The 22,126-nt window shown below is 61.7% G+C and carries 22 protein-coding genes; 8 read left to right on the forward strand and 14 right to left on the reverse strand.

Annotated elements, in window-relative coordinates; translation table 11 throughout:
• Nucleotides 1-57: 57 nt before the first annotated feature.
• Nucleotides 58-1,500: a substrate-binding domain-containing protein gene (locus ACFQL3_RS15070; protein WP_377055749.1), complete on the reverse strand. Its 1,443-nt coding sequence runs from the start codon at nt 1,498-1,500 to the stop codon at nt 58-60.
• 202 nt (nt 1,501-1,702) lie between these two features.
• On the opposite strand from ACFQL3_RS15070, the gene ACFQL3_RS15075 reads away from it, so the two are divergent.
• Together ACFQL3_RS15075 and ACFQL3_RS15080 are read left to right on the forward strand one after the other, a co-directional pair.
• Nucleotides 1,703-2,170: a hypothetical protein gene (locus ACFQL3_RS15075; RefSeq protein ID WP_377055751.1), complete on the forward strand. Its 468-nt coding sequence runs from the start codon at nt 1,703-1,705 to the stop codon at nt 2,168-2,170.
• A 49-nt stretch (nt 2,171-2,219) separates the two neighbouring features.
• Nucleotides 2,220-3,059, forward strand: coding sequence for a hypothetical protein (locus ACFQL3_RS15080; protein WP_377055752.1), 840 nt, complete (start codon nt 2,220-2,222; stop codon nt 3,057-3,059).
• Here the strand turns inward: ACFQL3_RS15080 and ACFQL3_RS15085 are convergent.
• The 6 genes from ACFQL3_RS15085 to ACFQL3_RS15110 form a co-directional block, all read right to left on the reverse strand.
• Nucleotides 3,056-3,580 carry a hypothetical protein gene (locus ACFQL3_RS15085; RefSeq protein WP_377055753.1) on the reverse strand — a complete coding sequence of 175 codons (525 nt, stop codon included), beginning with the start codon at nt 3,578-3,580 and terminating at the stop codon, nt 3,056-3,058. The two genes, ACFQL3_RS15080 and ACFQL3_RS15085, sit on opposite strands and share 4 nt — an antisense overlap.
• 110 nt (nt 3,581-3,690) lie before the next feature.
• The gene (locus tag ACFQL3_RS15090; protein ID WP_377055755.1) at nt 3,691-4,662 is read right to left on the reverse strand and encodes a DUF4382 domain-containing protein; all 972 of its coding nucleotides are present in this window, start codon (nt 4,660-4,662) and stop codon (nt 3,691-3,693) included.
• A 243-nt stretch (nt 4,663-4,905) separates the two neighbouring features.
• Complete coding sequence (gene carB / locus ACFQL3_RS15095; RefSeq protein WP_377055757.1) at nt 4,906-8,127, reverse strand: carbamoyl-phosphate synthase large subunit; 3,222 nt, start codon at nt 8,125-8,127, stop codon at nt 4,906-4,908.
• 142 nt (nt 8,128-8,269) lie between these two features.
• A complete protein-coding gene (locus ACFQL3_RS15100; RefSeq protein WP_377055759.1) occupies nt 8,270-8,611 on the reverse strand; it encodes a glutaredoxin family protein in 342 nt (113 codons plus the stop codon).
• Nucleotides 8,612-8,654: 43 nt separating this feature from the next.
• Nucleotides 8,655-8,900 (reverse strand): BolA family protein, encoded by a 246-nt coding sequence (locus ACFQL3_RS15105; protein ID WP_377055761.1) that lies wholly within the window; start codon nt 8,898-8,900, stop codon nt 8,655-8,657.
• Between the two features lie 266 nt (nt 8,901-9,166).
• Nucleotides 9,167-9,778 (reverse strand): hypothetical protein, encoded by a 612-nt coding sequence (locus ACFQL3_RS15110; protein WP_377055763.1) that lies wholly within the window; start codon nt 9,776-9,778, stop codon nt 9,167-9,169.
• A gap of 276 nt (nt 9,779-10,054) precedes the next feature.
• Here ACFQL3_RS15110 and ACFQL3_RS15115 point away from each other — a divergent pair, with 276 nt between their 5' ends.
• The 3 genes from ACFQL3_RS15115 to ACFQL3_RS15125 all read left to right on the forward strand — a co-directional run bounded on the left by ACFQL3_RS15115 (nt 10,055) and on the right by ACFQL3_RS15125 (nt 12,396).
• A complete protein-coding gene (locus ACFQL3_RS15115) occupies nt 10,055-11,146 on the forward strand; it encodes a hypothetical protein (RefSeq protein ID WP_377055765.1) in 1,092 nt (363 codons plus the stop codon).
• An 84-nt stretch (nt 11,147-11,230) separates the two neighbouring features.
• Nucleotides 11,231-11,743: a CoxG family protein gene (locus ACFQL3_RS15120; protein WP_377055767.1), complete on the forward strand. Its 513-nt coding sequence runs from the start codon at nt 11,231-11,233 to the stop codon at nt 11,741-11,743.
• Entirely contained in the window at nt 11,740-12,396 is a 657-nt protein-coding gene (locus ACFQL3_RS15125; RefSeq protein ID WP_377055769.1) for a flavin reductase family protein, read from the forward strand. The genes ACFQL3_RS15120 and ACFQL3_RS15125 overlap by 4 nt, the downstream gene beginning before the upstream one ends.
• Here the strand turns inward: ACFQL3_RS15125 and ACFQL3_RS15130 are convergent.
• Nucleotides 12,393-13,175: an ABC transporter ATP-binding protein gene (locus ACFQL3_RS15130; RefSeq protein WP_377055771.1), complete on the reverse strand. Its 783-nt coding sequence runs from the start codon at nt 13,173-13,175 to the stop codon at nt 12,393-12,395. The two genes, ACFQL3_RS15125 and ACFQL3_RS15130, sit on opposite strands and share 4 nt — an antisense overlap.
• 284 nt (nt 13,176-13,459) lie before the next feature.
• Here ACFQL3_RS15130 and ACFQL3_RS15135 point away from each other — a divergent pair, with 284 nt between their 5' ends.
• From ACFQL3_RS15135 to ACFQL3_RS15145, 3 genes are all read left to right on the forward strand, one after another.
• The gene (locus ACFQL3_RS15135; RefSeq protein ID WP_377055773.1) at nt 13,460-14,677 is read left to right on the forward strand and encodes an ABC transporter substrate-binding protein; all 1,218 of its coding nucleotides are present in this window, start codon (nt 13,460-13,462) and stop codon (nt 14,675-14,677) included.
• Between the two features lie 114 nt (nt 14,678-14,791).
• On the forward strand, nt 14,792-15,457 hold the full coding sequence (locus ACFQL3_RS15140) for an ABC transporter permease (RefSeq protein WP_377055775.1): 666 nt from the start codon (nt 14,792-14,794) through the stop codon (nt 15,455-15,457).
• A gap of 100 nt (nt 15,458-15,557) precedes the next feature.
• Nucleotides 15,558-16,187 (forward strand): winged helix-turn-helix transcriptional regulator, encoded by a 630-nt coding sequence (locus ACFQL3_RS15145; RefSeq protein ID WP_377055777.1) that lies wholly within the window; start codon nt 15,558-15,560, stop codon nt 16,185-16,187.
• 83 nt (nt 16,188-16,270) lie between these two features.
• Here ACFQL3_RS15145 and ACFQL3_RS15150 read toward each other — a convergent pair whose 3' ends face one another.
• The 6 genes from ACFQL3_RS15150 to ACFQL3_RS15175 form a co-directional block, all read right to left on the reverse strand.
• On the reverse strand, nt 16,271-17,266 hold the full coding sequence (locus ACFQL3_RS15150) for an ABC transporter substrate-binding protein (RefSeq protein WP_377055779.1): 996 nt from the start codon (nt 17,264-17,266) through the stop codon (nt 16,271-16,273).
• A gap of 37 nt (nt 17,267-17,303) precedes the next feature.
• Nucleotides 17,304-17,795, reverse strand: coding sequence for a (2Fe-2S)-binding protein (locus ACFQL3_RS15155; protein WP_377055781.1), 492 nt, complete (start codon nt 17,793-17,795; stop codon nt 17,304-17,306).
• The gene (locus tag ACFQL3_RS15160; protein ID WP_377055783.1) at nt 17,792-18,646 is read right to left on the reverse strand and encodes an FAD binding domain-containing protein; all 855 of its coding nucleotides are present in this window, start codon (nt 18,644-18,646) and stop codon (nt 17,792-17,794) included. The genes ACFQL3_RS15155 and ACFQL3_RS15160 overlap by 4 nt, the downstream gene beginning before the upstream one ends.
• Nucleotides 18,643-20,898 carry a xanthine dehydrogenase family protein molybdopterin-binding subunit gene (locus tag ACFQL3_RS15165; protein ID WP_377055785.1) on the reverse strand — a complete coding sequence of 752 codons (2,256 nt, stop codon included), beginning with the start codon at nt 20,896-20,898 and terminating at the stop codon, nt 18,643-18,645. The genes ACFQL3_RS15160 and ACFQL3_RS15165 overlap by 4 nt, the downstream gene beginning before the upstream one ends.
• On the reverse strand, nt 20,895-21,347 hold the full coding sequence (locus ACFQL3_RS15170) for a CoxG family protein (protein WP_377055787.1): 453 nt from the start codon (nt 21,345-21,347) through the stop codon (nt 20,895-20,897). Before ACFQL3_RS15170 ends, ACFQL3_RS15165 begins: the two co-directional genes overlap by 4 nt.
• 120 nt (nt 21,348-21,467) lie before the next feature.
• Nucleotides 21,468-22,076 (reverse strand): nucleotidyltransferase family protein, encoded by a 609-nt coding sequence (locus ACFQL3_RS15175; protein ID WP_377055789.1) that lies wholly within the window; start codon nt 22,074-22,076, stop codon nt 21,468-21,470.
• Between the last annotated feature and the right edge of the window lie 50 nt (nt 22,077-22,126).

The following is a 22,126-nucleotide window of genomic DNA, read 5'->3' on the forward strand; positions in this document are numbered from 1 at the left end:
AACATTGGAAATGAGTATTAAACCTATCGGGGAGCGGGTCCGACAGGCGTTACACCCTTACTGTTCGGAACTTTCGAGCTGGGTTTGGAGTTCAGACATCGCGTCTTCGGGAGTCTTTTCGCCCCTGTAGGCATCGTGGACCTCCTGGTAGACGAGTGCGGACTGCTCGGGCCAGAGATCGGTCACCGGCCGCGGAACGGTGTTCTCGGCGATGAACGACAGGGTGTCGAGGTGATCGCCGATCGGTCCGACCGCCTCCGGGTCGGCGTTCGACAGGACATTCGGGTCCGGCGGGAGCGTCGCCTGCAACTCGAAGACCTCGAGCATCACGCTCTCGTTGGCAAAGGCCTCGAGCACCTGCACAGCGTCGTCGACGCTGTCCGAGTTGGGGTTGACAGTGAAGTGCCAGCCGCCAAGGGCGTGAGAGCTACCGCCAGCACCCTCGTACTCGGCTTCCGATTCTTCGACCGCGTAGGGGAGCGGCATCGTTCCGACCTCGCCGACACCGTCCTCGGCGTGGATCGGGATGACGTACGGCCAGTTACGCATGAAGATCGCGTTCCCGCCTGTGAACGGGGCCCGGGCCTCCTCTTCGCCGAATTCGACGAGATCGCTGTTGGTGATCTGTGGGTAGCCGTCGAGGGTGTTCTCCTCGTCGGGACCGTACATGAACGACCGCATCATGCGGATCGTGTCGTACATCGGCTCGTCGTCGACGGTGACCGGCCGGTCACCGACCGGCCCGAAGAGGTTCTCGTGGTCGCCGAAGTACGCACCGCCCCACGAGGTCATCGTCTCGTTGAACGTACAGCACGAAAGGCCCTCGTAGGCCTGTGCCTGCGTGGTGAACCCGTAGTCGTAATCGCCGTCGGAGCCGCCGTGGTACTCCCAGACCTCGGCGGCGACTTCGGCGAACTGCTGCCAGGTCATCGGCTCGGTCGACCAGTTCTCGGCTTCCGGATCGAACCCGGCCTCCTCGACCAGATCCTTCCGGTAGTTCATCATCGGGTAGTCCGGGAAGAACGGGAGCGCCTGCAGTTCGCCAGTTTCCGGATTGGTTGCGGTGTCGACCGAGGCCTGCAGGTAGTCGTTCTTGACGGACTCGAGCGTCTCGTCCGAGAGTTCCTCTTCGAGGTTGACGACCTGCTCGCGGAGCATAAACGGAATCGTCCAGCCGGAGTCCATCATGAAGACGTCCGGACTGGCACGGCCCGCGTCCAGTGTATTCGTGTAGTCTGCCCGTCGTGAGTCAGTCTCGAAGTCGCCTGGCAGGATCCGGATTTCGATGCCCTCGTCGAGACCCGCGTCCCAGAGCGCCTGCTGAATCTCGTCTTCGATTCCGGCGAAGTTGTCGTCCGCCGAGATTTCTATTCCCTCGAATTCGTCCCCGAGACAGCCAGCAACGCCCATTGCGGCGCTCGCCGCTCCTGTAGCTTGCAGGAACCGGCGTCGGGAAACGCCACTCGGCTTTCCGTCAGTGGTCGGATCGTTTTCAACCATTACACCTGTTGTTAATGATACTATCCTACTTATAGATACCGCAAGTCTCGAATGATCAATCATCAAATACGAATAGCGAACAGTAAGATTCGTCTCCGAGAACCCGCTCTTCTGGCGCACCTCAGAGACTCACAGTCGGGAGAGTAGCCACCTGGTGACGCTGAAAGCGTTAAGTCGGTGGATGCAGAACACGATACTGATTGTGACGACCTCAGAGAACGCGGCCGACGACGCGATCGAAGAGAGCCTTGGGCTGTTTGGCTGGCTGGAGGAGATTTTCTTCGCCGGGGTCGAGCTATCGGTCCTGGCGACGCCTGGCTTTCTGGCAGTGTTCCTGCTGCAGTACCAGTATCCCGATGCGGTCCCGCTGGCGGGTCTCATGGCACTGTTCGTCGGCTATCTGTCGCTCGCGGGCTTTCGCCAGCAGACGATCGATGTCGGGAAGTGGCCCCGTCGCGGCGAGTTGACGAGCGCGCCGCTCCGGGTGCTGTACTTTAGCGTCCTGTATTTTATCTCGTCGTGGGGCGTCGGAGCGGCGGCGGTTTCGCTGGGATCGTACTGGTATACCCTCTTCGGCGGCGTCGTTATCGCGCTGGGACTGGCGGCGTTCCCGAGCGTGTACCGACTCGTCCACGGCGATCCGACGACGAAACCGGCCGAAATGGTCTGATCGCCACCGTAGTCGATATTTTTACAACACCTGAAGCAAACGATTTGGTATGTCACTGATCGATAGCCTCGCGCGGGGGGCCGAGGCGATTCGTCGTCCGGAGTACACCGGCGAGAATCGCTGCGAGTCGTGTACGGTTGTCAACGCCGCGATAGTCGCGATAATCGGCCTGATCCTCTACAAGGTGCGAAAGCCGCTCGGCTATCTCGCCGTCGGCGTCGGGAGTGTACTGATCTACCTCCGTGGTTACGTCGTTCCGGGCACGCCGTCGTTCGCTCCCGATCTGGTTCGCCCACTCCCGGTCGACTTCGACCACGACGAACCGGAGGGCGTCGGGTCCGGGTCGCTCACCGGGAGCGACGACACGGAGGCCGATCCGGCCAACTTCGAGGGCGAAGAGATCATTGAGGCACTCGCCGGGGCAGGCGTTATCGAAGCCGGCGAGGAAGAGCTATTCCTGAACGAGTCGTTCCGGGATAGCTGGGAAGACCGGATCGAAGAACTCGCCGACCTCGAACCGCAGGCGCTGGCGGACCGAACGGCGGCGGCCTCACCACACGACGTCGAAGGGGAGGCCCACGGCAGTCGGATCCTGATCAAGGGCGCGGGCCGCGATATCTGGCTCAGCCACCCGATCGCGATCGCCGAGGTGGCGGCAACCGAGACGCTCGCTAACTGGGACGTGGACGCCGATATGCGCGCGGCGGCGGCAGAGCCGCTGCGAACGTTCATCGAACTCTGTCCGAACTGTGGCGGCGACGTCATCGAGACGACGATCCGGAACTGCTGTGGCGGCCCCGGCACGTATCAGCGCCGACCGGGACAACTGGTGCTCGCGTGTGAAGACTGTGATACCGTCCTCTTCGAGTTCGACGAGGCCGCTGTCTAGTGGTAGCCGACCCGGGCCGCCGTTTCTTCGGCGACGCGGGGGAACAGCAGGATCGAGACGATAGCCACGGGACCAGCCCAGAGAACACCCGCGGGCGGCCAGCCGAGGGCGGCGGCGACCACGACCCCCCCAAAGGCCGACACCACGAAGGCGAGATTGAAGTAGACGACCCGAAGTGCGAGTAGCCAGGGCGAGAGCGTCACCCAGCCCGCAGTCTCCGTCGCAAGGGGCTGGATCCACCCGCCCCGGATCAGCGTTCCGACGGCCGTCATCAGCATCCACGCGACAAGCGCGGTCGCCGTGGCATCGTACCAGACACCGGGCGGGAGCAACATCACGAGCACCAGCACTGGCAACGATAGCACCGAAATCTCGGCGTAGATTCGGATGACGTCCTGCAGAAGCATGCCGAGGGGATCTTTTTCGACCCGCCTGAGCGTCCCGTGACCGTACCAGATGCGTCGCTCCGTAGAGTCGGCAGCCTGCGTTTCCCGCCCGGGCGCTCCGTCACGACGTCTCATACGCGATAGTTACGACGCGCTGAGTAAGGAGGTATGGGGTGGGACGTCGATATAGGGTACAAAGGGACGTCAACTACTGTACTACGGCGTCAGAGACCGGAGTCGATACGTTACTGGGTAGAGTTGTCAGTCGAGTCATCCCCATCGGCGTCGTTCGAATCCTGCTCTGTGTTCTGTTCGTCGCTGTCATCCGCGTCTTCGGCGTCTGCTTCGTCGGCCGCTTCATCGTCTTCTTCTTCCTCTTCGTCCTCGTCATCGACCTCTTCGACGTCGACGTCTTCGCCGTTGACACCGCTCCCCGAGATGACGGGGCGCAGATTATAGCCGCCGTTGCCTTTCCGGACGACGTGAATGTCGAAGACGAAGGTCGTGGTCTCCTCCGCACGAACCTCGAACCCGTGGACTATCTGGAGTTTCCCGCTGGGAATCTTCACGTTGACCTCCTCGCCGTCGACCATTCCCACGATGTTCTCCGCGTAGAGTTCGACTTTGGAGTACTTGCCGGCGTCGAGTTCGCCCTCGAAGACGGCCATCGCTTTGTCGCCGACGACCTGGGTTAGATCGACGGTCGCGCTGTCCAGTTCGATGTAGAAGGAGTCCCGATCGTCTCCCTCTTCTTCCTCTTCGTCTTCTTTTTCACCTTCTTGCTCGTCTTCCTCGTTCGCGCCGTCCTCGTCCGGCACGTCTTCTCCGTCTTCTTCGCCGTTTTCGGCTTCCCCATCGTTCTCTTCGGCGTCCTCGCCGTTTTCGGCTTCCTCGTCGTCCTCTTCGTCTTCTTCGCCGTTTTCGGCTTCCCCATCGTCCTCTTCTTCGCCAGGGAACACGCGCGCTTCGTCGAGCGTAACCTCGAGGGAGTCGAAGTCGCCGATATCGGCCGGCAGGTCAGTGACCAACAGACGGAACATGCCGCTTTCGACGTTCTTGTCGTCGGTCGTGGGTTCGGTATCGCCGCCACCCGTACAGCCAGCGATCAACGCGGCACCCGCTGCCCCGCCGGCCGCGAGTACACTGCGGCGGTGCATACCGTCGTCGTCGTCCGACGTGCGATTCTGTCGTTCGTAATCCGCTCGGTTGTTCGTCATGCATCCAGACCCAGGTGCTAATCGGGGTAATAAGAGGCAGTTTGTTTGCCCGAATTGCACCATATTTATCCGAATTTAGTTAGTTTATATCCGATTGTACACGGAGGTTTCAGGCCCTCTTTAGGCATATTTCGGATAATACGGAAATTGGTGCCGCTAGAAGAGTCGTCCTGCCGCCAGCGACTGGACAGTAACTTGCAAGTCTGGTCCGCCGGACGGTCAGTCAGTCGTGTGGGCCGTCAGCTACTGTTTGGGCTGGCCCCAGTACTCCTGACGCTGTGGGCGGTCGGTAACCGGTCTGACGTCGATCGGATCGTCCTGTTGCTTGCGTGCTTCGAGCGCCGCCTTCGCGGAAGCGGTCGTCGAGAAGTACGTGACTTCCTCCTCGACGGCCGTCTCCAGCAGATCGCGGTCGCGCGAGATGATCAGATCGACCTCGCCGCGCTTGACTGCATCGATCAGATCGACTGCTTCGCAGAGATCGTAGTAGTTGGTGAACCCGTCAACCAGAGCCTCGCCGGTCTCGCTGTCCGGGCCGGGGAACTCGTCGGCCGAGAGATCGATGACGACAGTCCCCGATTCGGGGATCGGCTTGCCGACCGAGTCCTGGGCTTTGTCGTAGGCTTTGCCGAACGTGTCTGCGGTCCCCATGACCTCGCCGGTCGATTTCATCTCCGGGCCGAGACGCGGGTCCGACCCCGGCAGACGGTCGAACGGCAGGACGACCTCCTTGATCGAGGTCTGGGCGGGAACCTGCTCTTGCACGTCGAGTTCGTCGAGGGGGGTGCCGTTCATCACCTTCGCCGCGAGCTTTGCGATCGGAACGCCGGTCGCCTTCGAGACGAACGGGACGGTACGCGAAGAGCGTGGGTTCGCTTCCAGCACGTACACTTCCTCGTCCTTGACTGCGAGTTGGACGTTCATCAGGCCGACCGTATCGAGCGCGTGGGCGATCTCTTCGGTCACTTCGCGGACGCGGCGGTTGACGTCGCGGCCGAGCGACCGGGGCGGGATCATACACGCCGAGTCGCCGGAGTGGACCCCGGCGCTTTCGACGTGTTCCATGATACCGCCGATGATGACGTTCTCGCCGTCCGCCACGGCATCGACGTCGAGTTCGATGGCGTCTTCGAGGAAGTCGTCGACGAGGATCGGTTTGTCCGGTGCGACACGAACCGCCTCCTCGATGTAGGTCTTCAGTTCGGCGTCGCTGTAGACGACCTGCATCGCGCGACCGCCGAGTACGTAGGAGGGGCGCACGAGAACGGGGTAGCCGATCTCGTGAGCGAGTTCGATCGCTCCCCCCTCGCTGGTGGCGGTACCACCCTCTGGCTGGGCGATGCCCAGGTCGTTCATCAGGGCGTTGAACCGGTTGCGATCCTCCGCAAGGTCCATCGCCTCGACGCTCGTGCCCATGATCTCGCAGTCCAGACCGCGGCGCTCGATCTCGTCCTGCAAGGGTTCGCCGATGTTGACCGACGTCTGCCCACCGAACTGGACCATCACGCCGTCAGCACCGGTGGCCTCGGCCACGTCCGCGACCTCTTCGGCCGTAATCGGCTCGAAAAAGAGGCCGTCGGAGGTGTCGTAGTCGGTCGAGACCGTCTCGGGGTTGTTGTTGACGACGTAGGCGTCGATACCGAGTTCGCGTAGCGCACGGACCGCGTGGACCGAACAGTAGTCGAACTCGACGCCCTGTCCGATGCGGATCGGACCACCGCCGACGACGATCACGCTCTCGGCGTCGCGGTCGACTTCGAGTTCGCCCGCCGCGGCGTCGCCTTTCAGCGGCCCGGACTCGAACTCCGACTTGCGCGAGGAGTAGTAGTACGGCGTCTCGGCCTCGAATTCGCCGGCACAGGTGTCGACCTGCTTGTAGCTACGGCCAGGCACCGACTGCTCGACGCTCTCGACCTCTGCGCCCCCTGCCGCGGCGATAGTCGCATTGGTGTGACCCGCGATCGCCGCCTCGGTAAAGTCGCCGTTCTGGGCCGCTAGCGTCGAGTCGGCAATGCGTTTGTACCGCTCTGTGTACCACTCGAAGATGCCAGTCAGTTCGACGACCTCGTCGACGTCGTAGCCGCGCTCGAACGCCTCGAACATCGCGTACGGACGATCCGGCGACGGTCGTTCGAGGTAGTGTTCTTCGAGTTCCCCGTCGTCGACCTCGGCCCAGTCGGCCTCGGGGTCGTACTCCGAGGAACGAAGCGCCTTCAGCAGTGACTCCTCGAACGTGCGGCCGATCGACATCGCCTCGCCCGTCGATTTCATCGCCGTCGTCAGCTCGAAGTCGACGTCCTCGAACTTGTCTTTGGGCCAGCGCGGCACCTTGGTGACGACGTAGTCGATCGCTGGCTCGAAGGCGGCGGTCGTCTCGCCGGTGATCTCGTTGTCTATCTCGTGGAGGCGCTTGCCGAGCGCGACCTTCGCGGTCACGCGGGCGATGGGGTAGCCGGTCGCCTTCGAGGCGAGCGCAGACGAGCGGGAGACGCGTGGGTTGACCTCGACCACCCTGTATTCGCCACCAGGCGTCCCGTCGTCGTGCCACGCGAACTGGATGTTACAGCCGCCCTGGATGCCGAGTTCGCGGATCACGTCGAGTGCGGCGGTGCGCATCTCCTGGTGGCCCTGGTCGGGGACGATCTGGGAGGGCGTGACGACTGTCGATTCGCCCGTGTGAATGCCCATCGGGTCGATGTTCTCCATGTTGCAGATGATGATACAGGAGTCGTCGGCATCCCGCATCACCTCGTATTCGTACTCGACCCAGCCGGCGATCGACTCGGTGATCAGCACCTCACTGTTGCGCGAGAGGCGAAGCCCCTTGCGGACGCGCTCGATCAGTTCGCCCATCTCGCCGACGACGCCGGAGCCGGAGCCACCGAGCGTGTAGGTGGTGCGCGCGATGACCGGCAGTCCGCCGACCTCGTCGACCGCGTCGTGGACTCGGTCTTCCAGGTCGGCGTCGGTGAGTTCGGCGACGGATTCGCCCTCGTCGAGGGAGATCGTCGTCGACGCGGGAACCGGCTGGCCGATGTTCTCCATGCGCTGGCGAAACAGATCACGGTCCTCGGTCGCGTAGATGGTGTCCAGCGACGTGCCCATGATCTCGACGTCGTACTCGTCGAGGACGCCCTCTTCGGCGAGTTCGGCGGTGACGTTCAGCCCAGTCTGGCCGCCCAGTCCGGCGATAACGCCGTCGGGCCGCTCAGCGGCGATGATCTCCGAGATGGCCTCGGTCGTGATCGGTTCGATGTACACTTCGTCGGCCATCTCCGGGTCCGTCATGATCGTCGCGGGGTTGGAGTTGACCAGTACGACCTTCGCACCCTCCTCCTGGAGCGCGCGGCAGGCCTGTGCGCCCGAATAGTCGAATTCGGCAGCCTGTCCGATCTGTATCGGACCGCTCCCGATGAGCAGGATCGTGCGATCCTCCTCGTCGCCGGTTGTCCCGTCGGTAGTCATTTCTATCTACTCGAAGTCCGTACATCGTAATAAGCCCGGCGAAAGATTACGAACAGCGAAATCGAGTTTCGAATTTCGAATTATCGGAGCGACGAACCCGGGGTTGCTCGCATCGGTACTGTCTCCCCCGCGTCTCTGCCCCTCAGACGTCGAGTTTGGACTCGAGTTCGCCACGCTCGTCGAGTTCCTCGACGATATCACTGCCGCCGACGAACTCGCCGTCGACGAACGTCTGTGGAATCGTCTCCCAGCCGCTGTGGTCTTCTAACGCCGCACGATACTCGTCGAGGGCCTGCAGTACGTCGACCGTCTCGACGTCGTCGCGGTACTGGCTAAGCAGACCGAGCGCTTTGCGGGAGTAACCACACTGTGGCATTAGTTCGGTGCCTTTCATGAAGAGGACGACGTCGTTCTGCTCGATGACTTCCTCGACGCGCTCTGCTACCTCGTCCGCGGACAGGTCAGTTTCTGGCTCGAACGTCATATGGCGGGTACTCGTGGCTACTCATTAAAAGGCCTGCCGCCGCTTACTCCTCGTACTGCTCGGGCGTGTACGTGCTCAGTTCGATAGCGTGGATGTCGGTCGTCATGTGCTCGCCCAGCGCGTCGTAGACGAGTTCGTGCTGTTCGACCAGTGATTTCCCCTCGAACGCCGGGGAGACTATCTCGGCCGCGAGATGGTCGTCCTCTTCAACGCCGCGCGGGCGCGTAACTGTTGCCTGTGCATCCGGAAGTTCGGCTTCGATAAGGTCGGCGACGTCCTGATGGTCCATACAGGTCGGTGGGTATGCAGAGAGAAAAACGTGACTCAGTGGTGGCCCGGCGGTCGAGCGCTCACTCGCCGCCCATCTTGCGGCCCGACTTCGTCTCGACGTCTAGCGACCGGACAACTGGGTCGGAGTGAACGTCGATATGCATCAGGAGGTCCGGCCGGGGGTAGTGGTATACCTCACGCAAATGCGGCTGGAAGAGAAAATCCCCACCCTGGCTCGGGCTCGCTGGGCGCGACCAGAGTTCGCAGTGGTACAGCTAATCGCGGCTAGACTATCGTGAGCTGGTCGGTGATCCGCTCCGTTCCGTCGATGCTCTCGCCCTCGACAACGATTTCGTACCGATACGTCCCCGACGAGACGTCGTCGTCGGTCGAGAGTTTCCCACCCCACTCTTCAGGTCTGAACTTCTCGTGAGGTCCCGACCAGTCGAGGTTGATCGGATCGAAGTCGGCATCCGGGAACTCGACGGTCACGGACTCGAGCTCGCCGGCGCCCAAGTGATCGCCGGACACCTGATCGAAGACATCGACGTTCATTGCGATGTCCGTCCCGGCCGCGAACCGACCGATGCTCGCACAGGACTGTCCTTCCTCTTCGCCACCGTTTTCGCCCCCATTTTCGGTCGTCGTCGTCTCGTTCGAGACCGTCGTATTCTCTGACGGCGTCTCATTCCCACCATCGTCACCATCGTCACCACCGTCACCACCAGCGTCGTCTTCGGGGCCCGGATCAGTAATATAGTTACAGCCAGCAAGACCGATCGTCGCCCACGTCGCTGCACCGGACGCAACGAGTCGACGTCGCGTGAGATTCGATCGCTGATTCGGGCCCGTCTCCTCATTGTTACCTCCAGAAGGTTCAGGATCGTCGTTACTCATACTGCCTTATGATAGCGATGCAGCCCACATAAAGCCGTTCCCCTATTACAAGAATCTGGGACGGTTCACGCGACAATTATCTCCCGGATCGAACCCTGTGGCATCCATCTGCACAAACGAATAGTCGACCGGAGTTAAACAACTAAACATTTGTTTTCTTCGTGGGTAATTTCAAAACTTTGTTCTATTTAGCCGATACCCCGACATACATCTGATTCCCATGGAATAAAAGAAACAAGAGTATTTATTACGGTGCGGATTGGTGTTCAGTACATAATGGGAGCTAACAACGACCGGAACAAAGACGATGATTCGTTTAACAAGAACGACGGCTCGCGAGGGAGTCGACTAACGACACGTAGAAAGGTATTGGCCACGGGCGCAGCGACGTGGGCGACGGTCGGCCTCGCCGGGTGTACCGGCGGCAACGACGAGAACGGTGGCGAAAACGGCACCGAAAACGGCAACGAGAACGATACCGAGAACGGTGGCGAAAACGGTACCGAGAACGGTACCGAGAACGGTTCGGCATCGGACCCGCAAAACTACATCGTCTCGACGAACACCTACTGGAACGGCCACCCTGCGCCGGAGGGCACCGGTGGATACGTGGGTACGTGCTCGCCTGAACAGCAGTTCCGCCACGACATGGACGTCACCTTCGTTATCGGAGTCTACGACTCTGACACCGGCGACATCGTCGGCGACGACGCCGTCGACTCGGCGACAGTCTCGTTCCCGGACCGACAGTACGACGACGTCGAACTGGAGTTCGTTCCCGCCGAAGAAGAGGGTGACAAACCGCAGTGGAACGGCACCTTCGATATTCCGGACGACGCCGAGACCGGCTCGGTCGCCTACGAAGTGCAGGTCTCGAACGACGAGGCTAACTTCTACGAAGTCGGGATCGCCGCGGCCTCGTTCTCGATCATCGACCCCCAACCGGTCGGCCAGACGAACTACGTCGCCACGACCGAGACCTTCTGGAACGGCCACCCCGCGCCGGACGGAACTGCCGGCTTTGTCGGCGCGTGTTCGCCCGAACGGCAGTTCCGCGCAAGCGACATGGACGTGACGTTCGTTATCGGCCTCTACAACGGCTCGACCGCCGGGTTCGTGGGTGCTGACGCTGTCGACTCGGTGACAGTCACCTTCCCGGAGACCGATCAGTTCGACCCGGTCGAACTCGGGTACATCCCCGGCGAGGAGGAGAACACTATGGAACAGTGGGCAGGGACGCTGGAGCTGACCACCATGGACTCGGTCCCGGCCGGCACGTACGCCTACCAGGTCGACGTCCAGGGTGCCGACGGCACCGTCACCAAAATCGGTGTCGCCTCGGACACCTTCACCGTCATCGAAGAGTAACTCCCGACCAGTTCTCAGTTTCTCGCATTCACCGAAGAATAGTAACCCCCTCCGTTTGTACAGTCCGCGTAGAGCCAACTACGTATGATTCAAGAGAACGAAGAATCCTCCGATGAGGAGCAAGTCGACGAGGCTAGCAAGCGCCTGGAGTTCGCCGATACGGTCGAACTCGCCACAACCAAAGACGATCTCTGGTCGACCATCTCCGACCCGGAGACGCTGACAGAGTGTGTTCCGGGGGCAGAGTCGATCGTGCGCACCTCCGAGCAGAAATACGAACTGGACATCACGCGTGGAGTCGCTCAGATGTCGCTCTCGCTGACCGGCGAAGCCGAGTTCGTCGAGATGAGTCCGCCGGACTATATCGTAACGACTGGCAACGCCTTCGATACGAAGACCGGTAGCGACTTCGAGATCCTCGCGGCGATGGAGATGGAGGAAATCGACGACGAGACCGTTCAGTTGACCTATCAGGCCGAAGTCGAGTACAGCGGTGGCGTCGCGTCGGTTCCGAAACGCGTCATCTCACCGATCGTGAAACGCGACGTCGATACCTACTTCGACAACGTCCATCGGGTCGTCGAAGACGACCAATGACGGCCATCGATCCCACCGAGCGATTCGAGGAGATCTCCGAGTTCGACTCGAAGTCACTGTTCAAGCCCAAGGTCGTCTCGCTGGTCGTCACGAACAGTCCCGATCGAGGACCGAACCTCATGACCGCTTCCTGGTGGATGCTGGCGGGCTACGATCCGCTCCGCTACCAGCTAGCGGTCAGTCACAAGACCTACACCCACGAACTCATCGAGGAGAACCCGGAGTTCGTCCTGGCCGCTCCATCGACGGACATGATCGACGCATTGACCGTGGCTGGATCGGTCAGCGGCCGTGACGTCGACAAAATCGACCATCTCGATATAGAGACGGTTCCGGGACAGAGCGTCGACGTACCGCTTTTGGCCGATGCAGTCGGCAACATCGAATGTTCGGTGATGGATTCGTTCGAGTTCGAGAACTGCAGCTACTACTTCGGTGAGGTCGAACACGCCTACGTGACGGCGGATGGGCTGGACGGCCGGTTGCTCTCGCTGGAGGAGGCTGACGTGCTGGCGTACATGGGGAGCGACTGGGACGAGGGAGATACCGAGGCCAAATCCCGCTACTACGCCGACCTGTCTCCCGAGACCCTCGAACGCTATCCCGGTGAGGCAGTCCTCGACACGCTGCCAGAAGAGGCAACAGACGACTAATCAGTCAATCCGAGATCACGCCTGAGCCGTGATTTGATCCGTTTGAACGCATCACTGCTCTCGATATCGAGTCGTCGCTCCGTCCGTGGCCGCTCGAAATCGACCGTAACGCGGTCGACGATCGTAGCCGGTTTTGTCGAGAGCACGAGGATGGTATCTGCCATGTAAATGGCTTCGTCGATGTCGTGGGTCACGAACACGACCGTCTTTCGGTCCTCCTGCCACAGTTCGAGTAGTTCGGTCTGTAACTGGTCTTTCGTCTGGGCGTCTAGCGATCCGAACGGTTCGTCCATCAGAAGGATTCCCGGGTCGACTGCCAGCGCTCGGGCCAGGCCGACGCGCTGTTGCATCCCCCCTGAAAGCTCCGTCGGATAGCACGTCTCGAAGCCCTCGAGACCGACCCGCTCGATCCACTCCTGTGCGATCTCACGCCTGCGTGACTTATCGACGCCGCCCTGGACTTTCAGCCCCAGGGCGACGTTCTCCAGGACGGTCTTCCAGGGGAGGAGTACGAAGTCCTGAAAGACCATCGAGATATCCGCGCTCGACCGGACATCGCCTGACGACGAGGCCCCCTGCAGCGAAATGGCACCGTCTGTTTGATCGACGATTCCGGCGATGATCTTCAACAGGGTCGTCTTCCCACAACCGGAGGGACCCAGAATAACGAGGAATTCCTCGCTAGCCACGCTGAAGTTCACGTCCTGGAGGACGGGAAGCGTGTCCGGCCCCGACCCAAAGGACTTGCTGAGTGCGTCGATCCTGATCGACTCGGCCATAATCATGCTCAGTGCCAGCCGATACTTAAGTCAACGGCTCCGGTCGACTGCGTATCCGACGCTGTCCTAAACAGGTCTGTTAAGCGAGTGTTCATTCAATTAAATATTGTTTAGTCTCTTTTCGAATGAGGATTATATTGCCCCATAATCTACACATTGCATAAGATGTGTTTTACGGCCCTATAGCGCCTGTGACACCAGTTCATCACTAAGTATTGAGTTCTCAGACAGCTGGAATCGCCCATGATTTATATATAACCGAGGCATAGATATTAAGATACAACATGGAAAACACCATCCATACTGAGAGTGATGCCAAATCGCGACTCCGATCGGTAGCAGCATCTCGACGGGAGTTTCTGGTTGCTGGTGGGGCAACCGCAGGCGTTGCGCTATCAGGATGTCTGGGCCAAGGGAGCGAAGATGACGAAAACGGAAACGCTGACGAAGACGACGACAACGACAACGACAGCGACGACAACAACGGAAACGGTAACGAGGACGATGGGCAGGAGGAACTGACCGATGTCACGTACAGACACCGGTACATCCGTACCGGGATCGGAACCGGTCTAAACGACGCCGGCGTCGAACTCGGAACCTGGGAAGAGGAGGGTTTGAACGTCGATTTCCAGACTTCTAATGGGGGAGCGGCCAAAGCGGTCGCCAGCGGCAATGACATGTTCGGCAACGATGGGATCAGTGAAGTCCTCGGCTTAAATGAGGAGGGCGGGGACCTGGTAGTCATCGGCCAGTTGCTTGATCCGATGGGTGGGGTCGTCACGACAGGCGAGCAGGGGATCACGACCTGGTCGGATCTCGAAGGAAAAACTGTTGGCGAGTTCCCGTTCGGATCGACCGGTCCCGAAGCAAAGGCGGCTATGCGCAAGAAGGATGTCGACATCTCGTCGATCACCTTCCAGAACGTCCAGCCGGGTAACGGCGAGCGCCTCCTGCGTACCGGAGACCTCGACGCGATGATCAAGTTTTTCCCGCTGGCCGCGGCCCGACTGGAACACGCGGGACTCTCACCGAACGTTCTCATCACGTCTCAGGTGTTGGATTATCTGGGTATCGTGCTTTACACGCGGCGTGAGGTGGTCGAGAACAACCCAGATATGGTCAATAGCTTCGTCCGCGGATGGCTGAAGGCGTACCAGATTTTCGCCAACAGGATCGACGAGGTGCTTGAGATCTACAAACCGCTGGCCGCCGAAGGGTTCGACGAGGAGATCCAGCGCGGTGCCCTCGGGGAGTACTACGCCGCCCAGGTGCCGGACCCGTCGATCGGGACCGAACAGGGCAAAGGCTGGATCTCCCCCGAAAAGATGGAACAGACCATCGACACGTTCACCGAGGCGGGCCTCATCGAGGGGGACGTCTCCGCCGAGGAGATGTACGACAACCAGTTCATCGACAACAATCAGGAACTGGCGGTCGAGACGGCCAACGAGATATACGACGCCCTCGAACAGTACGACATCGGTCCGAACTACATATAGTCTATGCGCTCGCTCCCGGCCCCCGGTTGGCGGCAGATACGCGCTCCCGAGGTCCTCCTGCCAGCCGCCGTTCTAGTCGTCGTTCTGGCCGGCTGGGAGTTGGCCGTTCCTACGATGGACATCCAGGCGTACATCCTCCCGACGCCCTCGGATATCGCAGCCGCGTTTGTCGACCACCACGAGACGATCCTCGCCGAGTTGCAGGTGACGCTTCGTGAGTTTGCTATCGGCTTCGGGCTAACGCTGGTGTCGGGCTACCTGCTGTCGCTGGTGATGTTCGAGTGGAAGGTCATGGAGATTACGTTCTTCCCCTACGTGATCGTGATCCGGTCGATCCCCATCGTGACGTTGCTACCGATATTCATCGTCTGGTTCGGCTTCGGGATGAACACCGTCATCACCGTGAGCTACCTCATCAGCTTTTTCCCGATGGTCGTCAACACTCTGTCAGGCTTCCAGGAGACTGACGAGCAACTCGTGGAGATGCTCGAGAGCTTCTCGGCCAATCGGTGGCAGGTTTATAAGAACATCTATCTTTACTCGTCGCTCCCGACCGTCTTCGCTGGCATCAAAATCAGTGTCATCCTCGCGTTCACCGGCGCTATCGTCGGCGAGTTTCTCATCGGCAATCAGGGCATCGGCACGCTCATCCTCGAGTACAACAATGGATTCGGGACGACTGCCGCGATGTTCGCAGCCGTTTTTACGGTCTCGATTAGCTCACTCGCCTGTTTCGGTGCAGTAGTCGCCCTCGAACGGTTCGTCATCGACTGGGTGTAGATCGGTTGTGTCGGTCCTTGCGATGGGCGAGGGACGGGGTCACGGCGGCACGCTCCTATGAAGCTTTTTAGTATGGCACCGGTTACTCTTACCCGAGCATATGAATCACTCTGGGGACCCGTCGTCGACCGTGCACGATCGCGTACTTGAGGCCGCAACGGCGGACCCGTACGCGTCGCCGTCGGAGCTCGCGGAACGGCTCTCGGATGTCTCTCCAGCGGTCGTCAAGCGAGTCCTGGCAGAACACAACAACTCGGACTCCTCGACGGAGGAGTACCCCGACCCCGAGGAGATCTCGGAGAGACAGATCAGGACATTACAGGCAATTGCTGCCCATCCCGATGCGACCCAGCGCGATATAGCGAGCTTTCTAGACGTCACGGCTGCGACAGTGAGCAACCGCGTCAACAGTCTCCCCGGGTTCGAGTGGGACAAGCGTCGTCAGTTCGTCAAAGAAGTACTGGACCTGGACTCTATCCCTGGCGGCGACCGCTCTAGCATGGGCGACACGAACGCTGTCGAACTGTCAGAGACGACACAGAACCTCGTCGAACGTGTCGACCAGCTAGAACGCCGGATCGACTCGCTCGCCGCGGAAACGGCTGACGGAAACGGGACGTCGCTCGACGATCCCGAACTCATCCGCAAGGTCGTCCACATCTGTATGGACTCCGAGGAGATCACTGACGAGGAGGAAGTCCGGATTCTGCAGTACCTCCTCGACAGGTGATAGAGACACTACGGATCGTATGTGACCGAAAACGCTCTGGATCGCTGGGCTACTAAGAGTTATTTGTCCAGGATCGATAGCCCCTACAGATCGAGCGTCGTTTCGAAGAACAGGTCATCGACATCGTACGACCGGGAGATCAACCCCTGATCCGCCGCGTAGCCGAGGAACGTTCGGAGTTCCTTCCGGGTCTTGGGTCGCAGTCCGTACTCCCAGGCGTCCTCGCCGAGTAGTTCGTGTTGTTCCTTGTAGTGGAGATGGTTCCAGGTGAGCGAGGTGTGGCTACTCGGACTGACGTTGCGCTGGATGCACCGATCCAACGCTTCGGAGAAGGCGTCGTAGATGCTAACCGCGACCCACGGGTTCTCTTCGAGGACCTCATCTCGGATAGCGACGGTATGCATCGGCGGGTGCATTCCCGTCTGTTCGAAGAACTCGATCTCCTCGGCTTTCGGGTCCTCGAACATGAACTCGGCCTCGTCGTTCCGGCAGACCGCACGAAACAGCGACCCCGAGGGATCCATCGCCGCATCCAACTCGCCCGAGAACAGCATGTCCTGCATGTCACGGGGCTCGTAGATGGCGTCTCCTGCCTGTTTTCCCGGCACGCGCTGGATGTCGAATCTCTCGGGCAGGTCGACGGGCACGTCGTCTTCCCGACGGCGGTACCACTGGACATCGGTGAGATCCAGCCCGTAGTGTTCCTGGGCGATCCCGCGGACCCAGACGTCGGCGGTCGTCTGCCAGGACTGTGTCCCGACTTTTTTGCCCTCGAGATCTTTGGGCTTCTCGATGCCGGCGTCGGCGTTCTTATAAAAAAAGGCCAGGCGGAACTTCCGGTTCGGAAACACGGGGATCGCGGTATAGGGGAACTCCTCTCCCGCAGCCATCGAGGAGACGTAGGACGCGATACACACCTCACAGATGTCGAACTCGCCGTGGCGGAAGAACCGACGGTGACGCCTGGGTGGGTACTCACCGACAGTCGTCAGATCGATCCCGCGCGGTTCTACCTCTCCGGTCAGCAACGCTTGTACGGTGTCCATATCACCGACGCTACAGGACAGTTCCACGGTCATACGGGATAGCGGACCACCAGCATATTATCTGTTTGGATCAGTCACGGTCGGCGGAACCCTGGTAGGGGTCGTCCTGATCGGCGGCCACAACTTCGATGGCGTCCAGAATGTTCTCGTAGCCGGTACAGCGGCAGGCGTTACCCGCAATCGCCTCCCGGATCGCCGCCCGGTCGGCGTCCGGATCGTCCTGGAGATATGCCAGCGCAGTCATCACGAACCCGGGCGAACAGTAGCCACACTGCAGCGCGAACTGTTCCTCGAAGGCGTCCTGTATCTCCCTGCCCAGAGTCCCGTCCTCGATTCCCTCGACAGTGGTGATCGACGTGCCGTCGGCCTTGCCTGCGGGGACCAGGCAGGACTTGACCGCCTCGCCGTCCAGATGCACCGTACAGGCCCCGCAGCGGCCGCTGTCACAGCCAGATTTGATCCCGGTTCTGTCACACGTCTCGCGGAGCACGTCCCGGAGGGGTTCGTCCGGCGCGACCTCGACCGTCCGCTGCTTGCCGTCGAGCTCGAAGGCGAGTCTCACAGCGAACCACCCGCCCGTTCGACGGCGCGTTCGAGCGCGCGTTCGACCACCACTGGAGCCAGACGCTCCGTGTACGTCGCCGATCCCGAGAGGTCGTCTACCGGGTCGATATCCGCGACGACAGCGTCGCTGGCGGCCGCCACCGCGTCGTCGGTCACTGGCTCGCTGACGAGGGAGTCCTCGACCGCCGGCGACCGGACCGCCGTATCCGCGACAGCCGCGAGAGCGATCCGGACATCCGCAAAGCGGCCATCAGCGAGCGTGACCGCTGCGGCAACGCCCACGGTGGCCCAGCCGTTTTCGGTTTCGGCGTGTTTCTCATAGGCCGAGCCGTCAATTTCGAGACCGACCTGAACGCCTTCGATCAGTTCGTCGGGCCGCAGGTCGGTCGTCATGTGTCCAACCAGAAACTCGGATATCGGGACCGTTCGCTCGCCCTCGACGCTCCCGACTCGGATCTCGGCATCGAGACAGCATAGCGTCGGTATCAGGTCGAAGGCCGGGTCGGCGTGACCCAGCGCGCCGCCGATCGTCCCCATACCCCTGATTTGCCGGTCGCCGACGACGCCACAGGCGTCCCCGAGCATCCCGATCCGGTCCGCGAGGTCGTGACTCCCGAGGTCGCGGTAGGTCGTCGCCGCACCGATCCGCGCCGTTCCGTCCTCGGTCTCGATCCCGGAGAGGGCCGGTATGTCGCCCACGTCGACCAGCACGTCGGCGTCGAGCAACCCCTGTCTCAACAACAACATCAGGGTCTGCCCACCGGCGACAACCGTTCTGAAACCATCGCCGTCGAGCCGTCGGCGGGCATCGTCGACAGTTTCGGGCGTATAGTAGGTGGTTTCGCTCATCGCTCACCCTCCCGGAGCGCGAAGAAGACGTCCTCGTCGCGGACCGGTGCGGTCGTGAATCGCGTGCCGACGGCGTCGCGGATGGCGTTGGTGATCGCCGGCGCGACGGGCGTGATCGAGGGCGTTCCGACCCCTTTCGCGCCGTAGGGGCCCGACGCCTCGTTCGATTCGACGATCTCTACTGCTAGCTCCGCGGGCATCTCGTGTGGCGAACTCACAGGGTAGTCTGCGAGGTTGGGGTTCTCCGGGATCCCGCGATCCAGCTGCAGTTCCGAGAGCGTGGCGAACTCGACGCCGTCCTGGACCGCTCCGTGAAGCTGTCCCTCGACCATCGCGGGGTTGATCGCGTACCCAACGTCCTGGGCGGCGACGTAGGTCCGGAGATCGACTCCACCCGTCTCGGGATCGATCGTAACACCGGCGAAGTGGACGCCGAACGATGACGGTGCGCGGGTCGTCTCGGTCCGTCCCGTCGCCGATACGCCCTCGGTGATCAGTTCGGCCAGTTCAGTCGCCTCCGCCCCGTCCCGGATCTCGCCGTCCGCGACCGTTAGCTCGTCCATCGGAACGCCGAGACGGTCGCTCGCCCGCTCTCGAAGGGTCGCGGTCAACTCTTCGGCAGCCTCGGCGATCGCCCGGCCCATCAGATATGTCGACCGGCTGGCAATCGAGCCGTACTTGTCGTCGACGTCGTCGGCGTGAGTCTTGCTCCGGACTGTAACGCGCTCAATCGGGATGCCCGTCCTCTCGGCCGCGATCTGTGCGAGCGCCGTCTCCGCACCCTGTCCCAGTTCGACCGCACCGACGACGGCGGTCATCGCTCCCTCGGCATCGAGGACGAGTTTCGCCTCCGTATAGTCGGTGTTCCTCGCCGAGGCGGGCGTCGTCGAGTGCGCTCCCGAGGCCATTCCCCAGCCGTACAGCCGGTCCTCGTCGGCGTCCTCGGACAGGCGCTCGAACGTCTCGCGACCGCGCATCAGACAGTCCTGCAGGCCACAGCTCGTGACTGGGACACCGGTGTGGGGGCGCTCGTAGCCAGTCTCGACCCAGTTCTTCCGGCGGACTGCGACCGGGTCGATCCCGGCCTGCCGGGCGAGTTCGTCGACGTGTGACTCCAGTGCCCACGTGATCTGGGCGACGCCGATTCCACGATACTCGCCCGAGGGCGTGTTGTTCGTAAACGCCGAGACCCCCTCAAACCGGTAGTTATCGAGGCGATAGAGGTCGAGTGGCCGATCCTGGCAGTTATGCAGAACGATGTGGCCGACCCCGTTCGGGTACGGCCCGGTGTCCGTGACGATGTCGACGTCCAGCGCCGTGAGTGTGCCGTCTTCGGTTAGCCCTGCACGGAGCGTGAGCGTTGTCGGGTGCCGGGAATCCCCGGCGGTAAACTCCGCTTCCCGGTCGAAGACGAGTTTGACCGGGCGACCGGTCTCGCGGGCTAGCGTCGCCGCGACCGGTTCGAGCGTCAGCGTCTCCAGGGAGTGACCGCCGAAACTCGACCCGGCAGCGGGTGGGGTCAGTATCTCGACCTCGAACTCCTCGTCGAACAGCCGTTCGAGTGCGTCTTCGGTGTGTGTCCGGTTTCCGATAGTTTCCGTCAGTTCGAGTTTATCGCCATCGAACTCTGCGAGACAGCAGTGCCGATCGAGGTTGCAGTGGTTGACCCGCGGCGTCCGGTAGGTGCTCTCCAGGACGTGGTCGGCCGCCTCGAACCCCGCCTCGACGTCCCCAACCGACAGTCGGTGGTAGTCGTCGACGTTCTGCTCGTAGTCGTCGTTCTCGACGTGGCGGGGGTGTCGGACCGGCTGACCGTACGCCGGCGTCTCGGCGTGAATCCTCGGCGCGTCTGCGCGGACGCTCCGGGCCGGGTCGTGGACCGATTCGAGCGGATCGAGTTCGTACTCGATAGCGTCCAGCGCCCGCGCTACGGCGGCGGGCGTCTCTGCGGCGACGGCGGCGACGACGTCTCCGTAGTGTCGAACCCGGTCGTCGAAGTCGCCGAGCAGATCGGTCCGGGAGACGACGCTGGCAACCCCGTCGATCGCTGTCGCATCGTCGAGGTCGACACGTTCGATCCTGGCGTGGGACTGCTGGGATCGGAGGATCCCCGCGTGCAAGAGGTTCGGCCGGTCCAGGTCAGTCGGGTACCTGGCCTCGCCCGTGAGTTTCCCCCGGGCCTCTTTTCGGTGGGTGTTCCGGCCGACAGTTCGATGGCGCTCGCGTTCCGGCTGTTCTCGCTGGCGATTCATCCGTCTTCACCGGCGTACGCCGCCAGGTTGTCGAAGTACGTTTCGATGTTCGCCTTGATCTGTCGCCGGAGGATCCGCGAGCCCAGCGTCGCCAGTTTGCCCGCGAACCGGACGTCGACGATATAGTCCATTCGCGTCTCGCCCTCGCCGGCCTCCGACAGCACCACCTCGACGTCGGCATCCATCCGGGCGTTCGTCCGCGAGTCAGTACCGACTGCCGAGAAGGTCAGCCGCTCGGGTGTCACCATCGTCTCGATCTGTACCTCGCCCGCCAGCGAGACGGTGATTCCCGCGACGGACTGGCGGATGACGCCCTCGTACCGGCGCTCGGAGACGCGTTCGATCTCCTCGGCGCCCATGACACACGCCGTCAGCACTTCGGGATCGGTGATCGGCTCCCAGACCGCATCCCGCAGCGCAGGGATCGTCGTCGTCCCATCGTATTCCATACGAGCCAGTCGGTCGTCGTGGTACTAAATCCTCCCGGCAACTCTCCGCGACTGGGAGAGCAACGGAACGCTCGACTGACTCGGCTGGCAAGCCCCCACATGTCCCCTGCCGACTCGTTCCTAGACGTCCGTCGGTCGGTCGATATCCTGTAAGACCCCCGGATCGCCGGTCTCGACGAGGGCCGCATCCGTCGCCGACAGAAGCACGTTTCGCCCACCACAGTCACCGTCGAGCAGGGCGAGGCTTCCGAAGTGACTCCCATCGAACAGCACTGGATTACCACGCTGGCCGTCGTAGCCGGCCGCCAGCGCGCTCCCGCCCCCGGCACGATAGGTGTCTACGAGGCGCTCGACAGTCGCCGTCGAGACGGCCGGCATGTCACCGAGCGCGATCAGGGCGGCGTCAGCACCTGCCTCTCGGACAGTCTCGACGCCTGCGGCCACCGAGCCCCCCTGTCCCTCGCCGGTAGCGGTCACGAACGTCACGTCGAGGTCGGCGAGTACGGCCCGGACTCGGTCAGCCTCGTGACCGAGGACGACTGTCACACCTTCGAGAGATGCTTCCGCGAGCGTTCGCACTGCTCGGCGGATAATCGGTTCACCGCCGACCGTGGCGAGGAGTTTGTTCCGGTCACCGAACCGGTCGCTCGTCCCGGCCGCGAGGACGATCCCGTGAATGGCGGGATCCGCACGGGATCGCCCGTCGTTCGGCTCCGCGGGTTCGATCACTGGTAGCGTGTTTTGCTCATCTGGTGATCGGTTCGAGAACGTGGAAAATC

This window comes from Natronoarchaeum sp. GCM10025321, assembly GCF_042663585.1.
GTDB lineage: Archaea > Halobacteriota > Halobacteria > Halobacteriales > Natronoarchaeaceae > Natranaeroarchaeum.